General features: G+C 67.5%; 23 protein-coding genes, 1 tRNA gene and 1 pseudogene. 12 read left to right on the forward strand and 13 right to left on the reverse strand.

Annotation, left to right across the window (positions count from 1 at the left end; all coding sequences use genetic code 11):
• Positions 1-22: 22 nt before the first annotated feature.
• Positions 23-562, forward strand: coding sequence for a flagellar transcriptional regulator FlhC (flhC, locus tag HND92_RS12915; RefSeq protein ID WP_011806038.1), 540 nt, complete (start codon positions 23-25; stop codon positions 560-562).
• Between the two features lie 81 nt (positions 563-643).
• Here flhC and HND92_RS12920 read toward each other — a convergent pair whose 3' ends face one another.
• The 4 genes from HND92_RS12920 to ppc form a co-directional block, all read right to left on the reverse strand.
• Positions 644-1,198, reverse strand: a complete 555-nt coding sequence (locus HND92_RS12920) for a FlgO family outer membrane protein (RefSeq protein WP_253940026.1) — start codon at positions 1,196-1,198, stop codon at positions 644-646.
• A 14-nt stretch (positions 1,199-1,212) separates the two neighbouring features.
• A complete protein-coding gene (locus HND92_RS12925; RefSeq protein WP_231403378.1) occupies positions 1,213-1,812 on the reverse strand; it encodes a hypothetical protein in 600 nt (199 codons plus the stop codon).
• Between the two features lie 112 nt (positions 1,813-1,924).
• Positions 1,925-4,108, reverse strand: a complete 2,184-nt coding sequence (gene yccS, locus HND92_RS12930; RefSeq protein ID WP_172207450.1) for a YccS family putative transporter — start codon at positions 4,106-4,108, stop codon at positions 1,925-1,927.
• Positions 4,109-4,117: 9 nt separating this feature from the next.
• On the reverse strand, positions 4,118-6,967 hold the full coding sequence (gene ppc / locus HND92_RS12935; RefSeq protein WP_172207461.1) for a phosphoenolpyruvate carboxylase: 2,850 nt from the start codon (positions 6,965-6,967) through the stop codon (positions 4,118-4,120).
• Between the two features lie 124 nt (positions 6,968-7,091).
• Here ppc and hemC point away from each other — a divergent pair, with 124 nt between their 5' ends.
• The 7 genes from hemC to galU all read left to right on the forward strand — a co-directional run bounded on the left by hemC (position 7,092) and on the right by galU (position 15,986).
• On the forward strand, positions 7,092-8,024 hold the full coding sequence (gene hemC, locus HND92_RS12940) for a hydroxymethylbilane synthase (RefSeq protein ID WP_015913774.1): 933 nt from the start codon (positions 7,092-7,094) through the stop codon (positions 8,022-8,024).
• Positions 8,025-8,026: 2 nt separating this feature from the next.
• Positions 8,027-8,845: a uroporphyrinogen-III synthase gene (locus tag HND92_RS12945; RefSeq protein ID WP_172207463.1), complete on the forward strand. Its 819-nt coding sequence runs from the start codon at positions 8,027-8,029 to the stop codon at positions 8,843-8,845.
• Entirely contained in the window at positions 8,835-9,911 is a 1,077-nt protein-coding gene (locus HND92_RS12950) for a uroporphyrinogen-III C-methyltransferase (protein ID WP_172207465.1), read from the forward strand. The genes HND92_RS12945 and HND92_RS12950 overlap by 11 nt, the downstream gene beginning before the upstream one ends.
• Before the next feature lie 23 nt (positions 9,912-9,934).
• Entirely contained in the window at positions 9,935-11,218 is a 1,284-nt protein-coding gene (locus HND92_RS12955) for a heme biosynthesis HemY N-terminal domain-containing protein (protein ID WP_172207467.1), read from the forward strand.
• A gap of 178 nt (positions 11,219-11,396) precedes the next feature.
• Positions 11,397-12,017: a VOC family protein gene (locus tag HND92_RS12960; RefSeq protein WP_011806047.1), complete on the forward strand. Its 621-nt coding sequence runs from the start codon at positions 11,397-11,399 to the stop codon at positions 12,015-12,017.
• Between the two features lie 135 nt (positions 12,018-12,152).
• On the forward strand, positions 12,153-15,020 hold the full coding sequence (locus HND92_RS12965; RefSeq protein WP_172207477.1) for a valine--tRNA ligase: 2,868 nt from the start codon (positions 12,153-12,155) through the stop codon (positions 15,018-15,020).
• A 78-nt stretch (positions 15,021-15,098) separates the two neighbouring features.
• Positions 15,099-15,986 (forward strand): UTP--glucose-1-phosphate uridylyltransferase GalU, encoded by an 888-nt coding sequence (gene galU, locus HND92_RS12970; protein WP_011806049.1) that lies wholly within the window; start codon positions 15,099-15,101, stop codon positions 15,984-15,986.
• 111 nt (positions 15,987-16,097) lie between these two features.
• Here galU and HND92_RS12975 read toward each other — a convergent pair whose 3' ends face one another.
• From HND92_RS12975 to cysM, 3 genes are all read right to left on the reverse strand, one after another.
• Positions 16,098-16,325, reverse strand: a complete 228-nt coding sequence (locus HND92_RS12975) for a sulfurtransferase TusA family protein (RefSeq protein WP_011806050.1) — start codon at positions 16,323-16,325, stop codon at positions 16,098-16,100.
• A gap of 6 nt (positions 16,326-16,331) precedes the next feature.
• Positions 16,332-16,895 carry an NUDIX domain-containing protein gene (locus tag HND92_RS12980; protein WP_172207482.1) on the reverse strand — a complete coding sequence of 188 codons (564 nt, stop codon included), beginning with the start codon at positions 16,893-16,895 and terminating at the stop codon, positions 16,332-16,334.
• Between the two features lie 115 nt (positions 16,896-17,010).
• On the reverse strand, positions 17,011-17,916 hold the full coding sequence (gene cysM / locus HND92_RS12985) for a cysteine synthase CysM (RefSeq protein ID WP_011806052.1): 906 nt from the start codon (positions 17,914-17,916) through the stop codon (positions 17,011-17,013).
• A gap of 43 nt (positions 17,917-17,959) precedes the next feature.
• Between cysM and HND92_RS12990 the strand changes: the two genes are divergently transcribed.
• From HND92_RS12990 to HND92_RS13005, 4 genes are all read left to right on the forward strand, one after another.
• Positions 17,960-18,044 (forward strand) — tRNA-Leu (locus HND92_RS12990).
• A gap of 427 nt (positions 18,045-18,471) precedes the next feature.
• Positions 18,472-18,687 carry a hypothetical protein gene (locus HND92_RS12995; protein WP_041839047.1) on the forward strand — a complete coding sequence of 72 codons (216 nt, stop codon included), beginning with the start codon at positions 18,472-18,474 and terminating at the stop codon, positions 18,685-18,687.
• 23 nt (positions 18,688-18,710) lie between these two features.
• A complete protein-coding gene (gene infA / locus HND92_RS13000) occupies positions 18,711-18,971 on the forward strand; it encodes a translation initiation factor IF-1 (protein WP_011806104.1) in 261 nt (86 codons plus the stop codon).
• Positions 18,972-19,047: 76 nt separating this feature from the next.
• A complete protein-coding gene (locus tag HND92_RS13005) occupies positions 19,048-19,356 on the forward strand; it encodes an RNA-binding protein (protein ID WP_172207485.1) in 309 nt (102 codons plus the stop codon).
• A 248-nt stretch (positions 19,357-19,604) separates the two neighbouring features.
• On the opposite strand, the gene HND92_RS13010 is transcribed toward HND92_RS13005, so the two are convergent.
• The 6 genes and pseudogenes from HND92_RS13010 to HND92_RS13035 form a co-directional block, all read right to left on the reverse strand.
• A complete protein-coding gene (locus HND92_RS13010; protein ID WP_172207489.1) occupies positions 19,605-20,093 on the reverse strand; it encodes a nuclear transport factor 2 family protein in 489 nt (162 codons plus the stop codon).
• A 3-nt stretch (positions 20,094-20,096) separates the two neighbouring features.
• A complete protein-coding gene (locus HND92_RS13015; RefSeq protein ID WP_172207512.1) occupies positions 20,097-20,879 on the reverse strand; it encodes an SDR family NAD(P)-dependent oxidoreductase in 783 nt (260 codons plus the stop codon).
• Between the two features lie 11 nt (positions 20,880-20,890).
• A complete protein-coding gene (locus HND92_RS13020) occupies positions 20,891-21,427 on the reverse strand; it encodes a DUF3833 domain-containing protein (RefSeq protein WP_172207514.1) in 537 nt (178 codons plus the stop codon).
• Positions 21,424-22,743, reverse strand: a pseudogene (locus tag HND92_RS13025) (MFS transporter). Before HND92_RS13025 ends, HND92_RS13020 begins: the two are co-directional and overlap by 4 nt.
• A complete protein-coding gene (locus HND92_RS13030) occupies positions 22,740-23,168 on the reverse strand; it encodes a chalcone isomerase family protein (protein WP_371814774.1) in 429 nt (142 codons plus the stop codon). The pseudogene HND92_RS13025 and the gene HND92_RS13030 overlap by 4 nt, the downstream one beginning before the upstream one ends.
• 194 nt (positions 23,169-23,362) lie before the next feature.
• Positions 23,363-25,039 carry a methyl-accepting chemotaxis protein gene (locus tag HND92_RS13035; protein WP_172207518.1) on the reverse strand — a complete coding sequence of 559 codons (1,677 nt, stop codon included), beginning with the start codon at positions 25,037-25,039 and terminating at the stop codon, positions 23,363-23,365.
• Between the last annotated feature and the right edge of the window lie 39 nt (positions 25,040-25,078).

Genomic DNA, 25,078 nt, shown 5'->3' on the forward strand with positions numbered 1-25,078 from the left:
CCTCTTCCTCCGAAAGCCTGCCATGTCCGCACCCGCCAAGAGCGTTCTCAACGAATCCAAGCAAATCGAACGCGCCGCCATGCTGATCGAGATGGGAGCCCGCATGCAGGTGCTGGAGTCCGAGACCACGCTGTCGTACGAGCGCCTGATCCGCCTGTACAAGGAGATCGCGGGCAAGTCGCCGTCCAAGGGACAGCTGCCCTTCTCCACGGATTGGTTCCTCACCTGGCAGGAGAACATCCACAGCTCGCTGTTCCTGAACATCTACGAATACCTGTCCAAGGGCGTGAGCCTGGACGCGGTGGAGCTGCTCACCAAGGCCTATCGCCTCTACAACGAGCAGGTGGCCGCAGCGCAGATCGACCCGCTGCTGTCCTTCACGCGCGCCTGGCGGCTGGTGAAGTTCGTGGATGCCGGCATGCTCACGCGCACCAAGTGCTCGCAGTGCGGCGGCCAATTCGTCACCGAGCTGTACGAGAACCGCCACTACACCTGCGGCCTGTGCAACCCGCCCGCACGTGCCGGCAAGAGCAAGAGCGCCGGCGCACTCACGCTGCACTAATTCAAGTCAAAATGGCTTCTAGCGCTTACCCATCAGGCGCTAACAGCTATTAAATAAATAGCATAACGGCGCGGCAATGGGCTACCGGCCCGCCAGCAGACCGCGCACGTTGGCATCCATGGGCAGTGCATAGTCGTGCGCCGCCAGCACCGCGTTGCCCGCGCCCACCAGCTTCAGACTCACGTAAACCGCCTGCGGCGCCACCGCGTAGGTGCCCACCAGCACGGCCTGCGCCGCCTGGGCGCGCGCCACCTCCTGTGCGTGCCGCGACAGCAGCAGCTCGCCCTGTCCGGGACGCATCGCCAGGGTCTCGCGCATGCGCAACTCGGTCACGCGCAAGCCGCGCTGGGCCAGCCGGCCCGCCAGTTGCTCGGCCACCAGGCGCCCCAGGCGCGAAGATTCATCCAACCGGTCCAACTGCACCACCGTTCCCACCAGCACAGGGGTGCCGGGGTCCAGCGGCACTTGCAGCAACAGCGCATCCGCGGCGCCGTGGTTGCTGGCCATCAGGTCCACGGGGTCGCTGCTGGCCGCAGCGCCGTAGTAGTAGCGTGCGCAGCCCGGCAGGGCCAATGCGCTGGCGGTCAGCACCGCTGCCAGCAGCACGCGCCGCTGTATTCCAATGCGTTGCGTCATGCGGTCTCCCTCCTTCATGGCACGACCCGCCAGGTCGTGAGGGGCCCCGGCGCCGCAGCGGGGCGCTGGTACAGCGGTGCGTCCGGCTGCGCGATCGTGTACACGTCAGATGTGCGCACCAGCACCCGGCCCTCGCTTTCCAGCGACGTGACGACCAGCACCTCGGTGCGCATCGGCACACTCGCGTCCGCATGCGTTGCATTGCGCCGCACGTACACACCTTCGGCCAGGCGCTGCAACGGCGCCGCGGACGCCGCACCCGCGTGGTGCTGCACCAGCTGGGTGCTGGCCCACAACCGCAGGGCTGCGGGTTCGGTGGTTACGGCGATGCCCCGCTCCACCAAATGCGTGACCAGCAACTCGCGAAAGCCGCGCTGAAAGTCGGAGGCCTGGGGGGCCATCTCCACATGGATCGGGTGCTGCCCTGCGGGCCACGCACGCAGCCGGTCGGCCACACGCGCCGCCACGTCGGCAGCCAGCACGTCCCATTGGCGGACTGCGTTCACCGCCTGTTGCTCCGTGGGCGCGTGCGCCCCCTCCGGCGTCGCGCCGTGCAGCGCCGTTGGCAGGGGCGCGCAGCCGGCCGCCAGCCCGGCCAGGACGCAGAAGGCCAAAACCCGGTTTCTCATGATCGAAGAATATGTATTGCGTGACGATCGGCCATGCTAGCCGGTGCGCCTGCGCGCCAAGGGTGGAACAAGACGGGCTTTGCGGGCCAGATCAGCCTCAGGCCGCCGCGCCCTGCCCGGCAAGCGAGCGCACCGCGGCCCGCAGCGGCGCCACCTGCCGGCACACCAGCGCCAACTGGGCCTGCACGAGCGACAGGCCGTCGCCGGAGGCATCGGCCGCCTGCTCCAGCGCCAGCGCCAACCCCTCGGCAGCGCCATCCTCCTGCGCCAGCGCATGCCGCCCGCGCAGCGCCTGGGCCATCTGCTCGATCTGGTTCGCGGCCTCACGGGCGGCGCGCTCTGCCAACGAATCGGCCGCCACGTCGGCCGGCAGACCGCGGTGCGCACCCAAGGCCGACAGATAGCTCAACAGCGTATGCGAGAGCACCAGCAACTGCAGTCCCACGCGCGCGTGGCGGCGCACCCAGCGCGGCTCCAGCAGCATGTGCGACAGGGCGGCGGACAGGGCCGCATCGGCGTTGTGCGCCACGCGGCGCGCCAGGCGGTAGTCCAGGTCGTCGTCCTTGCCCGTGGCGTACTGCGACATGATCTCGCGCAGGTACAGCGCATGGGCCTCCAGCGCCTCGGCCGCAACGGCACCCAGGCGCTTGCCCTGCCAGTCAGGCAATACCAGAAACATGGCGGCCGCCGCGATGAGACTGCCGATCACCGTGTCCAGCAGGCGCGGCAGGATGAGCGTGTAGCCTTCGCCCGTGGTCTGGTTGAAGCACAGCAGCACCATCAGCGTGATGGCCGCCGTGGCCAGCAGGTAGCGCTGGGTGCGCGTAAGGAAGAACAGCACCCCCGCCGCCACGGCCAAGAGCGCCTGCAGGGTCGGGCTGGGGAACAGCTCCAGCAACGCCCAGCCCGCCACCAGCCCCAGCGCGGTGCCCAGCACGCGCCGCGCCACGCGGGACACGGTGGCCCCATAGGTCGGCTGGCAGACGAACAGCGTGGTCAGCAGGATCCAGTAGCCATGCCGCGGGTCCGTGAGCTGCATGGCGGCATACCCCGCGGCCAACGCCAGCGTGAGGCGCACCGCATGCCGAAACAGCACCGAGCGCGCATGCAGCTGCGCACGCACGCGGCCCCACGCATCGGCCAGCGAGCGCGGCGTGCGGTCGAACAATGCGATGTCCCCCAGCACCGCGTTTTGCATGGGCAGCGTGGCAGTGGTGAGTTGCGCGTCCAGCGTGCTGAGGTTGCGCGCCAGCGCGCGCAGCGAGCGCAGCGGGCGCTGCCAGGCGCTCTGGCCCTGGCGCTCCAGGTAAGTGATGGAATCATGCAGGTCTGCCAGTGCCTGCGCATGCCCCGCATCGCGTACCAGCGGGCGGCGCCGGCGCAGTGCTTCACCCAGTTGCGTGCAGGCCATGCCCTGCAGCGTGAGGACGCGCTGGCAGCGGTACAGCACATCGCTGTGAAAGAGCACGTCCGCCCATTCGTTGTAGTGGTAGTGTGAGGAGCTCGCGCGCTCGTGAATATCCTGGGCGATGAAATACAGGTTGAGCAGTTGCAGCAGCCGGCCCTGGGGCGGCTGCGCGTCCATGCGGCTGAACAGGCTTTCCTTGGCGCTGTTGAGCGCCGCCACCACGCGCGCATTGGTCTGTGCCAGCGCCAGCCGCCTCTGCTGCACATCCACGCCGCGCACGGGCTCGAAGACGCTGGCCTTGAGCCGCAGGTAGGCGCCCAGCTCCTCGTACAGCGCAGCCATGCCATGCCGCAGGGGCAACAACGGCGTGAGCACACACCACGCCAACGACAACAGTCCGTACCACCCCGCGCCCGCCAGCAGCAGCGCAGGCATGCGCCACCAGGGCTGCGTGTCGCCCGCACCCTGGGGCACGCTGAGGGCCGCATACAGCGCCAGGATCACCGTGGCCGAAGCGATCGCGCGGTAGCGCCCGCCTACCGCGCCCAGCAATGTGAAGACGAAGCTGCACACCAGCAGCACCAGCAGGAACCACAGCGGCTGGTCCACGAGCGCCGCCACCGGGAAGGCCACCAGCGCGAAGCACGCCAGTGTGACCAGCAGCGCCTTCAGGCGGCCGCGCCAGCTGTCATCCGTCTCGGCCAGCGCAGACGCGAGCACGCCCAGGAACAGCGGCACCACCAGCTCCACCTGGTGCGTGCCCCAGCTCCAGGCCATGGCGCCGCCCAGCGCGAGCAGCACGCGCAGGCCGTAAGCCCAGGCGACCTGCGCGCCCAGGCGTTGCAGCCACTGCGCCGTGATGCCGTCTACCACGCCCGTACCTCAGCCCGTGTTGCGCAGCCCCGCGGCAATGCCGTTGATGGAGATGTGAATGCCGGTCTGCACGCGCTCGTCGCCCTGGCCCGCGCGCCAGCGGCGCACCAGCTCCACCTGCAGGTGGTGCAGGGGGTCGATGTAGGGGAAGCGGTGCCGTATGGAGCGCGCCAGCGCCGTGTTGGCCGCCAGGCGCTGCTTTTCCCCTGTGATGCGCGTGAGCGCGTCGGCCGTGCGCTGCCATTCGGCCTCGATCACACCGAACACCTTTTTGCGCAGGCGCGCATCGGCCACCAGCTCGCTGTAGCGCGAGGCCAGCGCCAGGTCGCTCTTGGCCAGCACCATGTCCATGTTGGACAGCAGCGTGCGAAAAAACGGCCACTGCCGGTACATCTTCTGCAACAGCGCCAGCTGGGCCTTGGGATCCTTGCCCGGCGCGTGCGTGAAGGCATCCACCGCCGCGCCGAAGCCAAACCAGCCCGGCAGCGTGAGGCGGCACTGGCCCCAGCTGAAGCCCCAGGGAATGGCGCGCAGATCCTCGATCTGCTGGCTGGCCTTGCGGCTGGCCGGGCGCGAGCCGATGTTGAGCTCGGCAATCTCGCGGATCGGCGTGGAATTGAAGAAGTAATCGGTGAAGCCCGGTGTCTCGTACACCAGCGCGCGGTAAGCCTCCATGCTGGCCTGCGAGAGCTGCTCGGCCGCTTCCAGGAAAGCCTTGGTGGCGGACTTGGTGGGTTGCAGCAGCGTGGCTTCCAGCGTGGCGGCCACCAGGGTCTCCAGATTGCGCCGGCCGATCTCGGGGTTGGCGTACTTGGAGGCGATCACCTCGCCCTGCTCGGTCAGGCGGATCTGCCCGCGCACGGTGCCGGGCGGCTGCGCCAGGATGGCCTGGTAGCTGGGCCCGCCGCCACGCCCCACCGTGCCGCCACGACCGTGGAACATGCGCAGCTGGATGGGCGCGCCCGCCTGGGCGGCGTTCATCTCGTCGAACAGCGCCACCAGCGCGATCTCGGCGCGGTACAGCTCCCAGTTGCTGGTGAAAATGCCGCCGTCCTTGTTGCTGTCGCTGTAGCCGAGCATGATGTCCTGCTCGGCCCCGCTGGCGCGCACCAACTGCGCGATGCCAGGGATCGCGTAGAACTCGCGCATGATGGGCGCGGCATTGCGCAGGTCCTCGATCGTCTCGAACAGCGGCACCACGATCAGGTCCGCCCTGGCGCCCGTGTCCAGCGTGCCTTGCAGCAGGCCCACCTCCTTTTGCAGCAGCAGCACCTCCAGCAGGTCGCTCACCGTCTCGGTGTGGCTGATGATGTAGTGGCGGATGGCGTCGTCGCCATAGCGCTCGCGCATCTGGCGCGCGGTCTCGAAGATGGCGACCTCGCCCGTCGTGTGCTCGGAATACGGCGCCCCCACCACGCGCAGGGGCCGTGCGTCACACAGCAGGCGCAGCAGCAGCGCGCGGCGCGCGGGCTCGGGCAGGGCCTCGTAGTCGGACTCCACCCGGGCGGTGGCCAGCAGTTCGGCCACCACGCGCTCGTGCTGGTCGGAGCTTTGGCGCAGATCCACCGTGGCCAGGTGGAAACCGAACACTTCCACTGCGCGCATCAGCGGGCGCAGGCGTTCGCCCACCAGGGCCGCACCGCGGTGCGAGCGCAGCGAAGCCTCGATCACGCGCAGATCGGCCAGGAAGTCGCCCGCGCGGGCATACGCATTCTGTGGGGCTACGGCATGGCGTGCAGCCTCGCCGCCCGTCAAATCCCTGAGCGTGGCGGCCAGGCGCGCGTACACGCCCGTGAGTGCGCGGCGGTAGGGTTCGTCGCGGCGGTGCTCGCTGGTGTCGGGCGAGCGTGCGGCGAGCTGCAGCATCTCGGCCGAGACCTGCACCAGGTTGCTGGAGAGCGACAGCTCGCGCCCCAGGTGATGCACCTCGGTCAGGTAGTGACGCAGCGCCACCTCGGCCTGGCGGCGCAGGGCCAGGGCCAGCGTGTCGGCGCTCACGTTGGGGTTGCCGTCGCGGTCGCCACCGATCCACTGGCCCATGCGCAGGAAGCTCGCCACGGGGTGGCTGCCGCCCAGCTCGCGCTCCAGCTCGGCATAGATCTTGGGGATCTCGTGCAGGAAGGTGTATTCGTAGTACGAAAGGGCGTTCTCGATCTCGTCGGCCACGGTGAGCTTGGAGTAGCGCAGCAGCCGCGTCTGCCACAGCTGGGCCACGCGCGCGCGCAGTTGCGCCTCGTTGGCGGCCAGCTCGCGCGGGGTGAGCGTGTCCTTCGCGCTGTTGTAGAGCTGGGCGCGCGCCTGGATATCGTCGCGCTGGGTGAGCAGCAGGGCGATCTCGCGCTCCGCGTCCAGGATGCTCTTGCGCTGCACCTCGGTCGGGTGGGCCGTGAGCACCGGCGCCACATAGCTGGTGGCCAGCGTCTGCGCCACGGTGCGCGGCGCGATGCCGGCCCAGCGCAGGCGCGCCAGCGCCACCTCGATGCTGCCCTCCTGCGCGCTGCCCGCGCGCTCGTGCACGGCGCGGCGGCGGATGTGGTGGCGGTCCTCGGCCAGGTTGGCCAGGTGGCTGAAGTACGTGAAGGCGCGGATCACGCTCACCGTCTGGTCGCCCGTCAGGCCCTTGAGCAGCTTCTTCAGCGCCTTGTCGGCCTCGTGGTCCGCGTCGCGCCGGAAGGCCACTGACAGCTTGCGGACCTGCTCCACCAGGTCATAGGCGGCCACGCCCTCCTGTTCGCGGATCACGTCGCCCAGGATGCGCCCCAGCAGGCGGATGTCCTGGATCAGCGGCAGGTCCTTGTCGGTCTTGCGGGCGGGCGCCGGCGCCGCGGCGGCGTCGGTCTTGCGGGCGGGGGCGGTCATGCGCAAAGGTCTCCTGGCGCGCCGATGGGATGGTTGATGGAATGGCGCGGCTGTTGCAGCGCAGCATGCTAGCATTCCCCGCTGCCCCGCCGCCCTGCCTGCGGGGGCCGAGACAGACGCCGCAATGACCACTCCCTCCCCCTCGCTTCCTTCCATCGTGATCGCCACGCGCGAAAGCCAACTCGCGCTCTGGCAGGCCGAGCATGTGCAGTCCTTGCTGCGCGCGCGCGGCCATGCCGTGGCGCTGCTGGGCATGACCACGCGCGGCGACCAGATCCTGGACCGCACGCTGTCCAAGGTGGGCGGCAAGGGCCTGTTCGTGAAGGAGCTGGAAGTGGCGCTGGAGGAAGGCCGCGCCGACATCGCGGTGCATTCGCTCAAGGACGTTCCCATGGAGCTGCCCCAGGGCTTCGCCCTGGCCTGTGTGATGGAGCGCGAGGACCCGCGCGACGCCTTCGTGTCGCCCGGCTACGCATCGCTGGACGAGCTGCCCCACGGTGCGGTGGTGGGCACGTCCAGCCTGCGCCGCCAGGTGCTGCTGCAAGCGCTGCGCCCCGACCTGCAGATCGAGCCGCTGCGCGGCAACGTGCAGACGCGCCTGCGCAAGCTGGACGAGGGCCAGTACGCGGCCATCGTGCTCGCGGCCGCAGGCCTGAAGCGCCTGGGCCTGCACGAACGCATCCGCGCCGTGTTCACGCCCGAGCAGATGCTGCCCGCCGCCGGCCAGGGCGCGTTGGGCATCGAGATCCGCGGCGACCGACACGACCTGCGCGAGGCGCTGGCGCCGCTGGCCCATGAGCGCACCTGGCTCACGGTGACGGCCGAGCGTGCCGTGAGCCGCGCCATGGGGGGGAGCTGTTCCATGCCGCTGGCCGCACATGGCCAGTGGGACGGCGACACGCTCTCGCTGCGCGCCGCCTGGGGCGACGTCGCGGCCCGGGTGCCGCTGGTACGCGCCGAGGGCGCGGCCCCCGTGCATACGCTGGAGCAGGCCGATGCGCTGGGACTGGCCGTCGCCGCACAGCTGCGCACTGCGGGCGCGGTGGGAGCGCTCTGACCTTGCCCGTGCAGCCGCCCCGGGCCATCGTCACGCGCCCCGCGCGCGAGGCCACGCAGTGGGCCGCCGATCTGCAGGCGCGCGGCATCGCCGCGCTGGCGCTGCCACTCATCGCCATCGGCCCGGTGACCAACCCGGCTCTGCGCGAGGAACTGCAACAGGCCCGCGCACGGATGGACCGCTACTGCGCGGTGATGTTCGTGAGCGGCAACGCGGCGCAGTATTTCCTTGAATCAAATATGCCTCTAACGCTTTCTGGACAAGCGTTAGCAGCTATCAAAACGAGAGTATGGGCTCCCGGCCCCGGCACCGTGGCGGCACTCGTGCAGGCCGGGGTTGCGCCCGAGCGCATTGACGCTCCCGGCGCCGACGCCGCGCAGTTTGACTCCGAAGCCCTGTGGCAGGTGGTCGCGCCGCAGATCGGCCCGGGCGACCGCGTGCTCATCGTGCGTGGAGCCAACGCCCCCACGGCCGAGGGCGGCAACGGGCGCGAATGGCTGGCCCGGCAGATCGCCGCTGCGGGTGGCGCGGTGGACTTCGTCGCCGCGTACGAGCGCGGCGCACCCTGCCTCGACGCCCAGCAACTGGTGCTGGCGCAAGCAGCCGCCAGCGACGGCTCGGTCTGGCTGCTGAGCAGTTCCGAGGCCATCGCCAACCTGCGTGCTGTGTTGCCCGCGCAACACTGGGGCATGGCCCGCGCCCTGACCACCCACCCGCGTATCGCGCAGGCCGCACGTGCGGCCGGCTTTGGCAGCGTGCACGAATGCCGTCCGGCGTTCGATGAAGTGGCAGCCTCGATAGAATCGCTTTATGAGCAATGAGTCCTCATCCGGGCTGCCCGCACCGGCGCCCGCCGCTCCCCGGCCCGCCGCGGCCCACGGCGGCCGCGCGACCCTGTTCGCGCTGAGCGCCATCGCCATTGCCGCGCTGGCCAGTTCGGTGATGCTGTGGCAGCGGCTGTCGTCCATCCAGGAGCAGTTGGCACGCCAGTCGGCCGACTCCGGCGCCCAGGCCATCGAGGCGCGCACCATGGCCCAGCAAGCGCAGGAGCTGGCGCGCGAGACCTCCACGCGCCTGGCCGTGGCAGAAGCCCGCGTGAGCGAAGTCGCGCTGCAGCGCAGCCAGCTGGAAGAACTCATGCAAAGCCTCTCGCGCACGCGCGACGAGAACCTGGTGGTGGACGTGGAAGCCGCCATCCGCCTGGCGCAGCAGCAGGCCCAACTCACGGGCAGCCTGCAGCCCCTGGTGGCCGCGCTCAAGAGCGCGAGCCAGCGCGTGGAGCGCGCATCGCAGCCGCGCCTGGCGCCCGTGCTGCGCGCCATGGGCCATGACCTGGAGCGCCTGGAGCGCGCCAACGTCATCGACACTGCGGGTCTGCTCGGCCGCCTGGACGACCTGGTGCTCCAGGTGGACGAGCTGCCCCTGCTGGGCAGCGTGGCCCAGGCAGCCAGCATGCGCCGCCCGGCGGGCGAGGCGACGGCGCCCGCCCCCGCCGCGAGCACCGCCAGCCAGCCGCGCTGGCAAGCCACGCTGCACCGCACCTGGGAAGGCGTGCGCGACGAGGTGCGCGGCCTGGTGCGCGTGAGCCGCATCGACCATCCCGACGCAATCCTGCTCGCCCCCGACCAGGCCTTCTTCCTGCGCGAGAACCTCAAGCTCAAGCTGCTCAATGCACGGCTGGGCCTGCTGGCGCGTCGCATGGATTCGGCGCGCGCCGACCTGGCCGGCGCCTACAGCGCGCTGGGCAAGTACTTCGACCCTGCCTCGCGCCGCACGCAGAACGCCACCGCGGCCCTGCAGCAGCTGCAGGCGCACATGAAGACCGTCGAAATGCCCGCGCTGGAGGACACCTTCGCCGCGCTGGCCACGGCCGCGGCCGGCCGTTGACCCGCCCCTAGGACACTCTGCCCATGCGCGCAGCACTCTGGTTCCTGGCCCTGTTCGGTGTGGCCGTTGCCGTCGCCCTGTTTGCGGGCAACAACCAGGGCACGGTCACGCTGTTCTGGCCGCCCTACCGCATCGACCTGTCCCTCAACATGGTGCTGATGCTGCTGTTCGGCGGCTTCACGCTGCTGTACGCGGCGCTGCGTGCCCTGGCGGCGCTGCTGGAGCTACCCATGCAGGCGCGCCGCTGGCGCCTGCTGCAAAAGGAGCGTGCCATGCACGGTGCGCTGCTGGATGCGCTGTCGCAGATGCTGGGAGGGCGCTTCCTGCGCGCCCGCAAGTCCGCGGAATCCGCGATCGCGCAGGAGCGCGCCCTCGAAGACGCCAAGGAAGCCCTGCCCCATGGCCGTCGGCTGCGCACGCTGGCCCACATGGTGGCCGCGGAAAGCTCGCATGCGCTGCAGGACCGTGCCACGCGGGAAGCACACTTGCAGCAGGCGCTGGACAACATTCCCGATCGTGCGGCCGCCATCGAGCAGGAATTGCGCGAGGGCGCGCAGCTGCGCGCGGCACGCTGGTCGCTGGACGAGCGCGACGCCACCACCGCGCTGGAGCGCCTTTCCGTCCTGCCGGCCGGCACGGCGCGCCGCACGCTGGCACTGCGCGCCAAACTCAAGGCATCGCGCCTGTCGCACCAGACCGAGCAGGCGCTGGAAACCGCCCGTCTGCTGGGCAAGCACCACGCCTTTTCGCCGGCCGCCGCCGAGAGCATCGTGCGCGGCCTGGCAATGGAACTGATCAACGGCGCCTACGACCCGGCCCAGTTGCAGCGCATCTGGCTGGGGCTGGAGCCCCATGAGCGCGCCATGCCCGAGATCGCCGTGCATGCGGCGCAGCGCCTGGGCCAGTTGGGCGGCGATGCGATGCAGGTGCGCGCATGGCTTCTGCCGGTGTGGGAACGCATGACGGACCCCGCTCAGCCCCCGCTGCCCGATGCCCAGGTGCTCAAGCTGGTGCGCGCGCTTGAGGGCAGCCTGCAGGCGCTGGATGCCAACTGGCTGGCGCGCATCGAGTCCGCCCAGCAGGCGGCTCCGCGCAACGCGCGTCTGCAATACCTGTCGGCCAAGGCCTGCCTGCAGCGCAACCTGTGGGGCAAGGCCCAGCAACTCTTCACCCAGGCCGCTCAGCAGCTTCCCGATGCGTCGCTGCGCGCCAGCGCCTGGCGCCACCTGGCCGAGCTGGCCGAGCAGCGCGGCGACGCAGAGGCCGCCGCGGATGCCTGGAAGAAAGCCGCCCAGGCGAACGCCTGAGCACCACTCCCCCTTTCCCGTTTGAAGCCACCGGCCGCCTTTGCCGCGGCGGCTGCGCCATGCCTGCTGGACAGCGGTTTTTCAGATTCACTTAACGCAAATCAATTACGAATAGTAGAATTTCAGGCACTTCTTCATATCAGCATGCGCCCTGGCGCCCTATCCCGGAGACAACGCCATGACTGCTCCCCACGACACCCTCCCGCCCCCCGCCGCCATCCAGCAGCTGCACCACTACGCCTACAAGGCGCGCGACGCGGAGGAGACGCGCCACTTCTACGAGGACATCCTGGGCCTGCCGCTGTACCACATCATCCAGAGCGACTACGTGCCCAGCACGGGCGAGTACTGCCCCTACACCCACTTCTTCTTCCGGCTGCAGGACGGCTCGTTCATCGCGTTCTTCGACCTGGGCGACGACGTGAAGCCCGAGCCCTCGCCCAACACCCCCCCGTGGGTCAACCACATCGCCTTCCGCGTGAACACCGTGCAAGAGCTGGAGGACACCAAAACCCGTCTGCAGGCACACGGTGTGCAGGTGCTCGGAGTGACCGACCACCACATCTTCAAGAGCATCTACTTCTTCGACCCCAACGGCATCCGGCTGGAGCTGTCGGCCCAACTGGCCGACACCGCGCAGATGCAACGCGAAAGCACCACCGCCCACGCCCGGCTGGCCGAGTGGACGGCGCGCAAGGAGCAATGGCGCAAGGAACGCGCCGGCGGCCATGCCAGCGCGCCGCTCAAACCCCAGACCAACGACCGCCCCGAATTCGTGCCCACCACAGGGTCTGAGTAAAAAGCGCCTCCAGCGCTTATCCAGCAAGCGCAAGCAGCTATCAGTATGGAAGCATGGCGGTAACCGAATAAAATGCCCCTATCCTCCGAACCACTGCCCCAGGCGGCATCCCACGGGATGCCGTTTTTCATTGCCATGAGCGACACGATCGAACAACCCGGCCTGAACAGCCTCTCCAAGTCCTTTGAGCCCGCCGCCCTGGAGGCCCACTGGGGCCCCGAATGGGAAAAGCGCGGCTACGGCGTGGCAGGCTACCGCGGCACGGGCGCGGCGCGGGCCGGGCAGCCGGCGTTCGCCATCCAGCTGCCTCCGCCCAACGTGACGGGCACGCTGCACATGGGGCACGCGTTCAACCAGACCATCATGGACAGCCTGACGCGCTACCACCGCATGCTGGGCCACAACACGGCCTGGGTGCCCGGCACCGACCACGCCGGCATCGCCACGCAGATCGTGGTGGAGCGCCAGCTGCAGGAGCAAGGCGTGAGCCGCCATGACCTGGGCCGCCCCGACTTCGTGAAGAAGGTGTGGGAGTGGAAGGAAAAGAGCGGCAACACCATCACCACCCAGATGCGCCGCCTGGGCGACAGCGTGGACTGGAGCCGCGAGTACTTCACCATGGACGACAAGCTCTCCAAGGTGGTGACCGACACCTTCGTGAAGCTCTACCAGCAGGGCCTGATCTACCGCGGCAAGCGCCTGGTGAACTGGGACCCCAAACTGCAGTCCGCCGTGTCGGACCTGGAAGTGGAGAACGAGGAAAAAGACGGCTCGCTGTGGCACATCGCCTACCCCTTGGCCGACGGCAGCGGCCAGCTGGTGGTGGCCACCACCCGCCCCGAGACCATGCTGGGCGACGTGGCCGTGATGGTCCACCCCGAGGATGAGCGCTACGCGCACCTGATCGGCAAGATGGTGAAGCTGCCGCTGTGCGACCGCGAGATCCCGGTGATTGCCGACGCCTACGTGGACAAGGAGTTCGGCACCGGCGTGGTCAAGGTCACGCCCGCGCACGACAACAACGACTACCAGGTGGGCCAGCGCCACAAGCTGCCCATGATTTGCGTGCTCACCCTGCAGGCCACGGTGAACGAGAACGCCCCCGCCAAGTACCAGGGCATGGACCGCTTCGTGGCGCGCAAGGCCATCGTGGCCGACCTGGAGGCCCAGGGCCTGCTGGTCGAGACCAAGAAGCACAAGCTGATGGTGCCCATTTGCACCCGCACCGGCCAGGTGATCGAGCCCATGCTGACCGACCAGTGGTTCGTGGCCATGAACAAGGTGGCCCAAGAAGGCACGGGCGACGCCACCGGCAAGAGCATCGCGCAAAAGGCCATCGACGCCGTGGCCAGCGGCCAGGTGCAGTTCGTGCCCGAGAACTGGGTCAACACCTACAACCAGTGGATGAACAACATCCAGGACTGGTGCATCAGCCGCCAGCTGTGGTGGGGCCACCAGATCCCTGCCTGGTACGACGAGGACGGCAATGTGTACGTGGCCCGCAACGAACAAGAGGCCCAGGCCCAGGCCCCCGGCAAGACGCTGACCCGCGATGCGGACGTGCTCGACACCTGGTACTCCAGCGCCCTGGTGCCCTTCAGCACCATGGGCTGGCCAAACCAGACCGATGGTGCCACCGACGACTACAACCTGTACCTGCCCAGCAGCGTGCTGGTCACGGGCTACGACATCATCTTCTTCTGGGTCGCCCGGATGATCATGATGACCACGCACTTCACCGGGCGCGTGCCGTTCAAGCATGTCTACATCCACGGCCTGGTGCTGGACGCACAGGGCAAGAAGATGAGCAAGTCCGAGGGCAACGTGCTCGACCCGGTGGACCTGATCGACGGCATTGCGCTGGAGCCGCTGCTGGACAAACGCACCCAGGGCCTGCGCCGCCCCGAGACCGCGCCCAAGGTGCGCCAGAACACGCAAAAGGAATTCCCCGAGGGCATTCCCGCCTATGGCGCCGACGCGCTGCGCTTCACCTTCGCCGCGCTGGCGTCGCTGGGCCGCAGCATCAACTTCGACAGCAAGCGCTGCGAGGGCTACCGCAACTTCTGCAACAAGCTGTGGAACGCCAGCCGCTTCGTGCTGATGAACTGCGAGGGCTACGACTGCGGCATGGACACCGCGCAGGGCTGCACTGAAAGCTACCTGCGCTTCAGCCAGGCCGACCGCTGGATCGTCTCGCAGCTGCAACAGGTAGAGGCCGAAGTGGCCAAGGGCTTCGCCGAGTTCCGCTTGGACAACGTGGCCAACACCCTCTACGACTTCGTCTGGAACGAGTTCTGCGACTGGTACCTGGAAATCGCCAAGGTGCAGATCCAGACTGGCAACGAAGCGCAGCAGCGCGCCACGCGCCGCACGCTGATCCGCGTGCTGGAGGCCATCCTGCGCCTGGCGCACCCCGTCATCCCCTTTGTCACCGAAGCGCTGTGGCAGGTAGTGGCCCCGCTCGCGGGCCTGAAGGGCGACTCCATTGCCATCGCCGCCTATCCGCAGTCCCAGCCCGAGAAAATCGACGAGGGCTCCATCGCCTACGTGGCGCGCATCAAGCAGGTGGTGGACGCCTGCCGCACGCTGCGCGGCGAGATGGGCGTGTCGCCCGCACAGCGCCTGCCGCTGCTGGTGGCGGGCGACGCGGACTTCATGCGCGACATCGCCCCGGTGCTGCAGAACCTGGCCAAGCTCAGCGAGGTGAAGGTGTTCGACGACGAGGCCGCCTGGGCCCAGGCCGCGCAAAGCGCGCCCGTGGCCGTGGTGGGCGACGCCCGCCTGGCGCTGTTCGTGGAGATCGACATCGCTGCTGAAAAGGCCCGCCTGTCCAAGGAGGCCGCGCGCCTGTCCGGCGAGATCGCCAAGGCCAACGGCAAACTGGGCAACGAGGCTTTCGTGGCCAAGGCCCCGCCGGCCGTGATCGAGCAGGAAAAGAAGCGCGTGGCCGACTTCGGGGCCACGCTGGCGCGCATCCAGGAGCAGCTCGCGCGCCTGGGCTAAGATCAGCCCGATCACCGGACAAGGGCGCTGCAGGCGCCCTTGTTTTTACCCGGCACCCTTTTTCGTGAGGCACCCGACTTGAACGCACCCACCCGTGTCCGCAAGGCCGTCTTTCCCGTCGCAGGGCTCGGCACCCGCTTCCTGCCCGCCACCAAGGCATCGCCCAAGGAGATGCTGCCGGTGGTGGACAAGCCCCTGATCCAGTACGCGGTCGAGGAGGCCTACGAGGCCGGCATCCGCGACATGGTGTTCGTCACCGGCCGCAGCAAGCGCGCGATCGAGGACCATTTCGATACCGCGTACGAGCTGGAGAACGAGCTGGAGAACGCCGGCAAGCGCGAGATGCTCGCGCTGGTGCGCAGCATCGCGCCCGACGACATGAACTGCCTGTTTGTGCGCCAGCCACGCTCGCTGGGCCTGGGCCATGCCGTGCTGTGCGCCGAGCCCCTGGTGGGCAACGAGCCCTTTGCCGTCATCCTGGCCGACGACCTGATGACCGGCGAGCCCGGCGGCCCCGGCGTGATGGCGCAGATGACGGCCGCTTTCGCCAAGCAGGGGCGCTCGCTGCTGGCCGTGCAGGAAGTCCCGCTGGAGCACACCAAGCGCTACGGCATCGTCAAGGGCGAGAGCGCTGGCGGCGCGCTGATCCGCGTCGACGAGATCGTGGAGAAGCCCGCACCCGAAAAGGCACCGTCGCGCATGGGCGTGGCCGGCCGCTATGTGCTCACGCCGCGCATCTTCGAAGAGATCCGCAACCAGCCGCAGGGCGTGGGCGGCGAGATCCAACTCACCGATGCGATCGCGCGCCTGATGCAGCACGAGACGGTGTATGCCTACCAGTACGCCGGCAAACGGTACGACTGCGGCAGCAAGGAAGGCTTTTTGGAAGCCACGGTCGAACTGGCACTGCAGCACCCCCAGGTGGGCCCACAGTTCCGCGAATACCTCCAATCCCTGGCGCTGTAACGCACCGCCAGGGCGGTGCCCCTGCCCTCCCGCCCGGGCATGGGATTCCTGTTTTGATAGCTACCAGCGCTTACCCAACAAGCGCTGGACGGCTATTTAGCCATTCATCACTCAGCGACGGCGCAGCACGTGGATGAATTCTTCGCCCACGGTCTGTTGCTCAACCAGTTCGTTGCCGGTCTGCCGGGCAAACGCCTGGAAGTCACGCAGCGAGCCGCTGTCGGTCGCCACCACCTTGAGCAGCTGGCCGCTGGCCATGTCGGCCAAGGCCTTCTTGGCCTTGAGGATGGGCAGGGGGCAGTTCAGGCCCCGGGTGTCGATTTCCTTGTGGATGTCCATTTTTTCTCAGTCCTTCGGCGCGTCCAGTCCGCGGCGGCGCTCTGCATTTTCCTCGGCGGTGAAGAACACCGGCTCGTGGCCGCGCGAGCGCAGCCAGTCGGCCAGCGCATAGCCTGTGCCCGCGGGCCAGCACTTGAGCTGGTCCGGCTCATAAAAGCGGTGCTCCAGCAGCTCCGGCGACAGGCGCACCTCGCCTTCGGCCTGGACATGGTAGGCGATGATGACCTGGTTCATGCGCATGAACTCATACACGCCCACCAGCTGCACACTGCGCGCGTCCAGGTTGGTTTCTTCCTTGACTTCGCGGGCAATGCCGTCCTCGGGCGTCTCGCCGGCCTCCATGAAACCCGTGATCAGTGCGAACATCTTGGGTGGCCACAGTGCATTGCGCGCCAGCAGCACGCGGCCGTCCACCTCCACGATGGCCGCCAGCACGGGCGTCGGGTTGTTCCAGTGCGTCCAGCCGCAGGCGGGGCAGCGCAGGCGTTCCTTCTCGCCGCTGTCCTCAATGACCACAATGGGTGCCAGCGCCGTGGCGCAGTGGGTGCAATAGCGGGTTTCGTACGACATGGCGATGCTCCTCCAGCATGCGCCATGGCAGTCACAGCGCTCCGTAATTAATAGCTGCTCGCGCTTGACTACCGGGCGCCAGCGGCCTTATTGATGCTCACTGTGATCTTCACGTTCACGCCGGGAAGACGCCGGTGGAGAGGTAGCGGTCGCCCCGGTCGCACACCACGAAAACGATGGTGGCGTTTTCCTCGCGCTGCGCGATCTGCTGCGCCACCCAGCAGGCGCCGGCTGCGGAGATGCCGGCAAAGATGCCCTCTTCGCGCGCCAGGCGCCGTGCCATGTCCTCGGCATCGTCCTGGCTCACCAGCACCAATTCGTCCACCAACTGGGGCTCGTAGATCTTGGGCAGGTATTCCTCGGGCCACTTGCGAATGCCCGGGATACGCGAGCCTTCCTGCGGCTGCGCACCCACGATGCGCACCGCGGGGTTCTTCTCGCGCAGGAAGCGCGCGACGCCCGTGATGGTGCCCGTGGTGCCCATGGCGCTCACGAAATGGGTGATGCGCCCCTCGGTCTGCTCCCACAGTTCGGGGCCGGTGGTCTCGTAGTGGATGCGGGGGTTGTCCGGGTTGGCAAACTGGTCCAGCACCACGCCCTTGCCCTGCGCCACCATCTGGTCGGCCAGATCCCGCGCGTATTCCATCCCCCCGCTCTTGGGCGTGAGAACCAGCTCCGCGCCGAAGGCCTTCATGGTCTGCGCGCGCTCCACGGACAGATCCTCCGGCATGATCAACACCATGCGGTAACCCTTGATGGCCGCAGCCATCGCCAGGGCAATGCCGGTGTTGCCCGACGTCGCCTCGATCAGCGTATCGCCGGTTTTGATCTCGCCGCGCTCTTCGGCCCGGCGGATCATCGACAGTGCCGGCCTATCCTTCACCGAACCCGCCGGGTTATTGCCTTCCAGCTTGCCCAGAATGACATTGCCGCGTGCCGCGTTGTCCTGTGCACCGATGCGCTGCAGTGCGACCAGCGGCGTGTGTCCGATCGCGTCTTCAATGGTGGGGTAGGTCTTCATACCGCGTTACTGTGCCATAATTTGCGACTTCGCTTTCGCGCCTGCCCGGGTGGTGAAATTGGTAGACGCAGGGGACTCAAAATCCCCCGCCGCAAGGCGTGCCGGTTCGATTCCGGCCCCGGGCACCACATACAAGGCCGCACAGTTCCCAGAACGTGCGGCCTTTCTTTTTTCCTCCGAAACCCTCGATAGCGTCGTGCGCAAAGGTGCGGGGGACTGTGCAGCAATCCGGGGCCCTAAGGCGCCTGCTGGTCGGTATCGGGCACATCCACAAGAATTAAGTTTGCTTTTTTCATTTCGGCGAGTAATAATCCGCCAACGCGCTACCCACTGCTTGCTTCGATAGCGCCTGCCTGACAGCATCCTGGCTGATGCGCCTTGCGCCGCACTTCTTGCAAAGTGTCGGCCGTCACTCTCCAAAGCAGCAAGCTCATCGCAGACCTTCAACCTCTTTCAGGGTCTGCCCCGCCTTTCCTGCGCCGACGCGCGGCAGGTCTTTTCCCCTCTTTTCTCTCCTGGATGGTCGCCTTCGCGATTACATCCTGTCTGTTTGCAATGCTTGAAAAACAAAACGCCGAGCGCGTGGGCAACTACGTTGTCACGCCGCTGACCAAAACCACCAATGTCGGTGTTACTGCTTCGGTTTCCATACGCCGGGGAATGTACGACCGCATCTTCCGCTTCCTCCCAAGCTTCCCCTGCGATGCACAAGCAGTCCAGTACGCCTTGGCGCAAGGGCGCCGCATGGTGCTACACAACCAACTGGGCTGATCCTGCTATTGACGGAGGTACCCGTGGCCAAAGAAGAGTTGATTGAAATGCAGGGCAAGGTCGATGAAGTTCTGCCTGACGCCCGTTACCGCGTCACGCTTGACAACGGGCATCAGCTCATCGCGTATACCGGAGGCAAGATGCGTAAGTTCCGCATCCGCATTCTGGCCGGTGACCTGGTGACCCTGGAGATGTCTCCGTACGACCTCAACAAGGGGCGAGTGACATTTCGGCATATCGAGAACCGCACGCGCACCACCCCTCCAGCGCGCCGGCGCCATTGATTTTGGTTCCCCCACTCATTTCCTCTGGGATGCGCTTACAAGCCGTCCCTTCATTTCCCGAAAGAAAGACACTGACATGAACAACCGACTGTACGTGGGCAACTTGGCCTATTCCGTGCGTGATGAATCGCTGCACCAGCAGTTTTCCCAATTTGGTTCCGTCACCTCCGCCAAGGTGATGATGGAGCGCGATACAGGCCGATCCAAGGGCTTCGGCTTTGTAGAAATGGGCAGCGATTCCGAGGCACAGGATGCCATTAACGGTCTGAACGGCCGTTCTGTCGATGGACGTGCACTGACGGTCAACGTCGCACGCCCCATGGAAGCTCGCCCAAGTTTTGGCGGCGGCGCAGACCGTGATGGCTACCGCGGTGGCCGCTACTGATAGGACCTTGCCGCGGCAATTGCCTCAGAGTGCTCCGGACCAACCGGGTGAGTGCGTGTTTTGGACGCTGACCACCTCCCACAGAGCCCTCCGCCGCGTCTTATGCCGTTGACGAGATGGTCGCCCCATCTCCTTCTTGGCCTCGAACACCGCGATGACGAAAGTCGTCGGGGTGTTCCTCTTTGTGGTGGGGGGGATATCGTGGCTTCATGGACGTTCATCGGCATGAACCTCTTCCCTTCTCCACCTTAACGGTCGCTAGGGGGTGAACAGCGATGGTGATGCGGCAGGGGTGCCGCGCCAGCCTTGCGCAGCCAGCGCATCAGAGCCCCCAAAACAGGCAATTTTTCATACAGCTCTTCAGCCGGGTCCCAGTAATCGCGGTGCAGTGTCACGCGGCCTTGGGCATCAAAATGCACCAGGGTCGCGCCGTGGATGCATTGAGGCACCTGTGCCCGCCAGCGCTTCAGGCGGAAGTGAAACTCCCACTGCAAAAAGGCCCGGTCGTCCTGCACCAGCCGCTGGGTGACGATAAAGCGCGGCTGCTCCAGGTTCTCGAACATGTGGGCAAAGATGGCACGGATGGCGGGCACTCCGCGCACGTCGTTGAAGGGGTCCTTGAACCGCGCATCAGGCGCGTAGTAGTCCCCCAGGAGGGACAGCTGTGCGGGAGTCAGCTGTTCGTAGAGCTGGGCCAGACGGGCGGCGCAAGCGTGGGTGTCTATAGGTGGGTGCATACGTCACAGCCCGGTCATACGGTGGACCAGCGGAAAGTACCAGCGGTACGGCAGCACGCGCAGCAGCTTGAGCCACAGCGTGAAGCGGCGTGGAAAATGCAGTTCAAACGCGCCCCTCCCCCAGCCGCGCAACATGGCCTGGGCCGCCTGCTCCGGCGTGAGCAGCGCGGGCATGGTGAAGTCGTTCTGGCGCGTCAGGGGCGTATCGACAAAGCCGGGGTTCACCACACTCACGCCCACGCCCTGCGGGCGCAGATCAAGGAACAGCGTCTCGGCCAGGTTGATGAGGGCAGCCTTGGTCGGTCCGTAGGCCAGGCTCTGCGGCAGGCCGCGCCAGCCCGCAACACTGGCCACCAGACTCAAGTGAGGTACGCGTCCCGCCTGGGCAGATGCCAGGAGTCCCTGGACCACGGCGGCGAGCACATGCAGCGCGCCCGTCAGGTTGACCTGCTGGTGGCGCAGCAGCTCGGGCAGCGCCAGCGCGTCGGCTCGCATGGGGGTGTAGTGGCCGGCGCAGTAGCACACCAGGTCCAGTGGTGACTCGGTCTGCAGGCGCGCGGCAACGTCCAGGACCGCCTGGGCATCGGTCACATCCAGCACCACTGCTTGGCTGCCAGGGTGTTCGTGCGCAAACGACGCCAGCAGCGCCTGCTGGCGTGCCGACACGATCACCTGCGCGCCCTGGGCGTGCAATTGCGCTGCGACGGCCCGGCCAATACCGCTGGAGGCGCCCACCAGCCACACGCGCTTGCCGCGCCAGTCGGTGATCGCGGGGTTCAAAGGCACAGTGCGGCTCCTTATGTCTTGGTGAACGACAGCAGTACCTCGCCCAGGGTGACGCCGAACTTGCGCATCGTGGCCCGATTGAGCATGACTCGGTCATCGACCAGGAACATCCAGTCGTCGAACTGCACTTCATACTCCTTGCCGTCCACCGGCAGGCGCAGCGTGTAGTTCCAGCGGAAGGCATTGCCCGCGGTCTGGCCCTGGGCCTCACCCACGACATCGTCAGCGGTCCCGGTGTAGCGCCCATCGGCATGCTTGGTCAGGCGCCAGATGCGACGCTGGGTGCTGCCGTCCGAATAGGTGAAAGCCTCGTCCAGCACGCCTTGATGGCCCTCCCAGTGGCAGTCCATCACCACGGTGAAGCGGCGTACCACCTCGCCGCCTCGCTGCTGAAAAATACCGTGGGCCAGGATGCGGCCGTTGAAGTAGCGGTCCAGTTCCAGCTGTGGACGCTCCTGGGCATAGTCGGTCACCTGGGGGCTGGCACAGCCGGTCAACACGGCAGTGCCCGCGAGCAGGGCCAGCAAGGCGTGGCGGCGGGTGTTCATGGGGAAACTCCTTGGTCATGCAACGGCGGGGAGGGGTGGATCAGCAGGCGGTACAGCAAACCTGCCGCCAGAAGCTTGAGGGCGCAAGGCAGCAGCGCGTAAGCCCAAGCGAGGCGCTGCAGCGCGTGGGCGTCCTGGATGCCGGGGCTGTAGCCGAGCCACTGCACCAACGGCAGCGCCGCGCCTGCGGCCAGGGCCAGATTCAGTTTGGTGGCCAGGTTCCACCACCCCAGGTACGCCCCTTCGCTGCGCCCCTGAGCCCCCTGGCGTTCCACCAAGCGCGCCAGCAAAGCCCCGGGCAAGGCCAGATCCGCCCCCAAGGCGATACCGGACAACGCACAGATCCACGCAAAGGCCGCAATCTGCCCGCTGCCCAGAAGCGTCGTCCAGCCAAAACAGGCCACCGCCAGCAGCATGCCGCCCAGCCAGGCGCGCTCCAGCCCCCAGCGGCGCACCGCGCGCAGCCACCCTGGCATGGACAGCGCCCCGCTGACAAAGTACAGCACCAGAAACAAGGCAATCTGCGCCTGTGTGGCCTGCAGCCGGTCCCGGGCAAAAAACAGCATCAACGCCGCCGGAACTGCGCTGGCAATGCCGTTGCACAAAAACACCGCCAACAAGCGGCGAAAGGCTGGCTGGCGCAAGGGTTGTCAGACCGTGGCCCAGGCAAAGGCAGCAGACAAATCCCGTTGCGCAGGTGCTGCAGGGCGTGGGGCGTGCCACAGGGCCAGCCACCCGGCCAGCAAGCTCAGCGCGAACACCACCAGCATGGGCCCGGCGCCCCAGGCCACCGACAACGCACTGGCCGTGACCACGCCGATCAGCCCCGGACCTTCGCGCCAGGCCACGACACGGCTGCGCTGCAGCGCGTCGCCGCCCAGACGCACGCCCCAGGCCTGGTGCGCAATCACCAACTGGCTGTGCGCCAGGCAGGTCACCAACAACCCCGCCACCATCCACGCCGCCAACGCCTGCGGTCCTTGCACCGCGGGAAAGAACAGCCCCGACAGCCCCAGCACCTGCACCAAGGCCGAGCCCCCCGCTACCCACAGGACCGCACGCAGCGTGCCCTGGTACAGGCGGTCGCTCAAGCGCCCCAGCAGGGGCTCGGCGGCTGCATCCAGCAGACGCACCAGCATCAGCAAAGCACCCACGTTGGCCAACGGCAAAGCCAATTCCGTGGCGTAGTAATGCGGTAACACCACATACAGCGGCAAGGCCACAAAGGCCAGCGGCAGACCGAGCAGGCCATAGGCCGGCCCGGACCACCAACGGGGCAGCGGAACCGCACGCGCAGGGGTAGCCAGCGGAGTCATGGGGCCGCTCCGCCGGGGATGCGGGCCAGCAAGGCACTGCGCAGGCCCGGCTCCGAGGTCTGCGGTGACAACCAGATGCCAAAGAACAGGCGCGCCAGCTCCGCATCGTCAATCGCGGCCAACTCCTGACTGCCACGCCACAGACGCATGCCTTGGCCTGGCTGGTACAGGCCGGTGAGCCGCTCGCCCGGCTGCACGTCGGGAATCACGGCCGCCAGGCGCTGCTGCCAGCGTTCGGCCTGGTCGGAAGGCACGCTTGCCTGACGCCGCATTTCTTCTACCGAGCGCCGGGCAATGGCCGCGCCGGTGAAGCCACGGTGGTAGGTCAACTCCAGCGCCAGCGGGTGCGCACCAAAGCGGCTGGCGTCAAAACCAGGCGTGACCCACAACCGCGCGTCATAGATGCGCAAGCCCAAAAACCGCATCTGCCCTTCCCCCGCCAGGGTGGCCCCATGAGGGATTGCCGCACCCAGGCCGGGGCAGCGCCACCGTCCTGCCCGGCCGTGGGATTGGCCGAAGCCGCCGCCAAGACCAGGGCCGCACCACCTGCGAGAGCACAGCGCTTCAAGGATGAAATTCGGCTCCAGGGCATATGGGTCAAGCGCTAGCCGCTATCGTTTTAATATGCAACAGAAGGCGAAGCCTCGCCCCCGAGCCGCAAGGCAGAGGGTGCAGCAGTCACCACGGGGGAAGCGCGGCGCACCACCGGCATCAATGCACCGCCGCCTGCCTCCTGCGCCAAGCGGAACACACTGACGGCCTCGGCCAGTTGCGCAGCCTGCTGCTTCAGGGTTTGTGCAGCCGCGGCGCTTTGCTCCACCATGGCCGCGTTTTGCTGGGTGGCCTGGTCGAGATGGGTCACGGCGTTGCCCACCTGGGCAATACCGTCGGTCTGCTCAGCAGTGGCAGTGCTGATTTCCGCAATCAGGCCCGCCACGCGCTGGGCCTGTTCCACGATGTCGGTCATGGTGGCTCCGGCATCGCCCACCAGGCGCGCGCCCTGCTCCACCTTGGCCACACTGCCGTCGATCAGTCCTTTGATCTCCTTGGCAGCGTCGGCGCTGCGCTGCGCCAGCGCCCGCACTTCGCCGGCCACCACGGCAAAGCCGCGACCCTGCTCACCGGCGCGCGCAGCCTCTACGGCGGCATTGAGCGCGAGAATGTTGGTCTGAAACGCAATCGAGTCGATCACGCCGATGATGTCGGCCATCTTGTGGCTGCTGGCCGTGATCTCCTCCATGGTGCTGACCACTTGGGCCACTACCGCGCCGCCCTTGTGGGCCGCCTGGCTGGCGGAGGCCGCGACCTGGGTGGCCTGGCGGGCCGAGTCGGCGTTGTTCCTCACCGAAGCGGTCATCTGCTCCATGGACGCGGCGGCCTGCTGCAGGTTCGCTGCCTGCTCTTCGGTGCGCTGCAGCAGCCCGGCGTTGCCGCCGGCAATCTCTTCGGAACCCACGGTGACGGCGTTCGACGCCTGGCGCACCTGGCCTACCACGCGCGCCAGACTGGCCTGCATCGCCCCCAGCGATGCCAGCACACTCCCCGGCTGCGCCTGGGCAGCGCCCGTCACCGGCCGCAGGTTGCCCTGCGCCACGAGGCTGGCCACGTCGGCCAGCGCTGCGGGTTCGGCCCCGAGCTGACGCACGATGCTGCGCGCCACGCTCCAGGCCACCGCCACGCTGAGCACCAACGCCAGCAGCAGCGCCGAGAACATCACGCCGAGGAAGCTGCCCGCCTCGTCCATGGCGCCCTGGTTGGTCGCCTGGATGCGCGCTTCCTTGAAGTCGATGAGCTTGTTGATGGTTGCAAGCCACTGCACGTATTGCGGCTTGGCCTGCGTCCACAGGGTTTGTGCCGCAGCGGCGTCGCCCGCCTGCACCTGGGCAATGATGGCCTGAGTGGTGGCCACGGCCTTGGATTCAGCGCTGCGAATATCGGCATACAGCTGCCCCAGTTCAGGGGCCGCGCCTTTGCGGGTGATGAGCTTTTCCAGCGGCGCAGCCGACTGGGCGTAAAAGTTCGCCAGCGCAGCGATGGTGGCGATCTCCCGGTCGCGCTCGGCGGGGGACGGACTCAGCACCACGTCGCGCACGGCGATGGAGCGGTCATGGGCCGAACCACGGAAGTTGATGGCGTAGCGCTGCACCTGCACGTGGATGTCGTTGTTGGTTCGCAGCGCCTGGTCAATGCGGTTCACCTTCACCAGGGCGATACCCGTCAGCACCACCAAAAGGACCAGGATCAATCCGAACCCGGCGTACAAGCGGGCGGCGACCGTCATTCGAGATAAGAACATGATGATTTTCTTGTTGAAAAAAAGGGGGCCGTACGGGGC

The sequence above is a fragment of the Diaphorobacter sp. JS3050 genome, from assembly GCF_013154915.1.
GTDB lineage: Bacteria > Pseudomonadota > Gammaproteobacteria > Burkholderiales > Burkholderiaceae_C > Diaphorobacter > Diaphorobacter nitroreducens.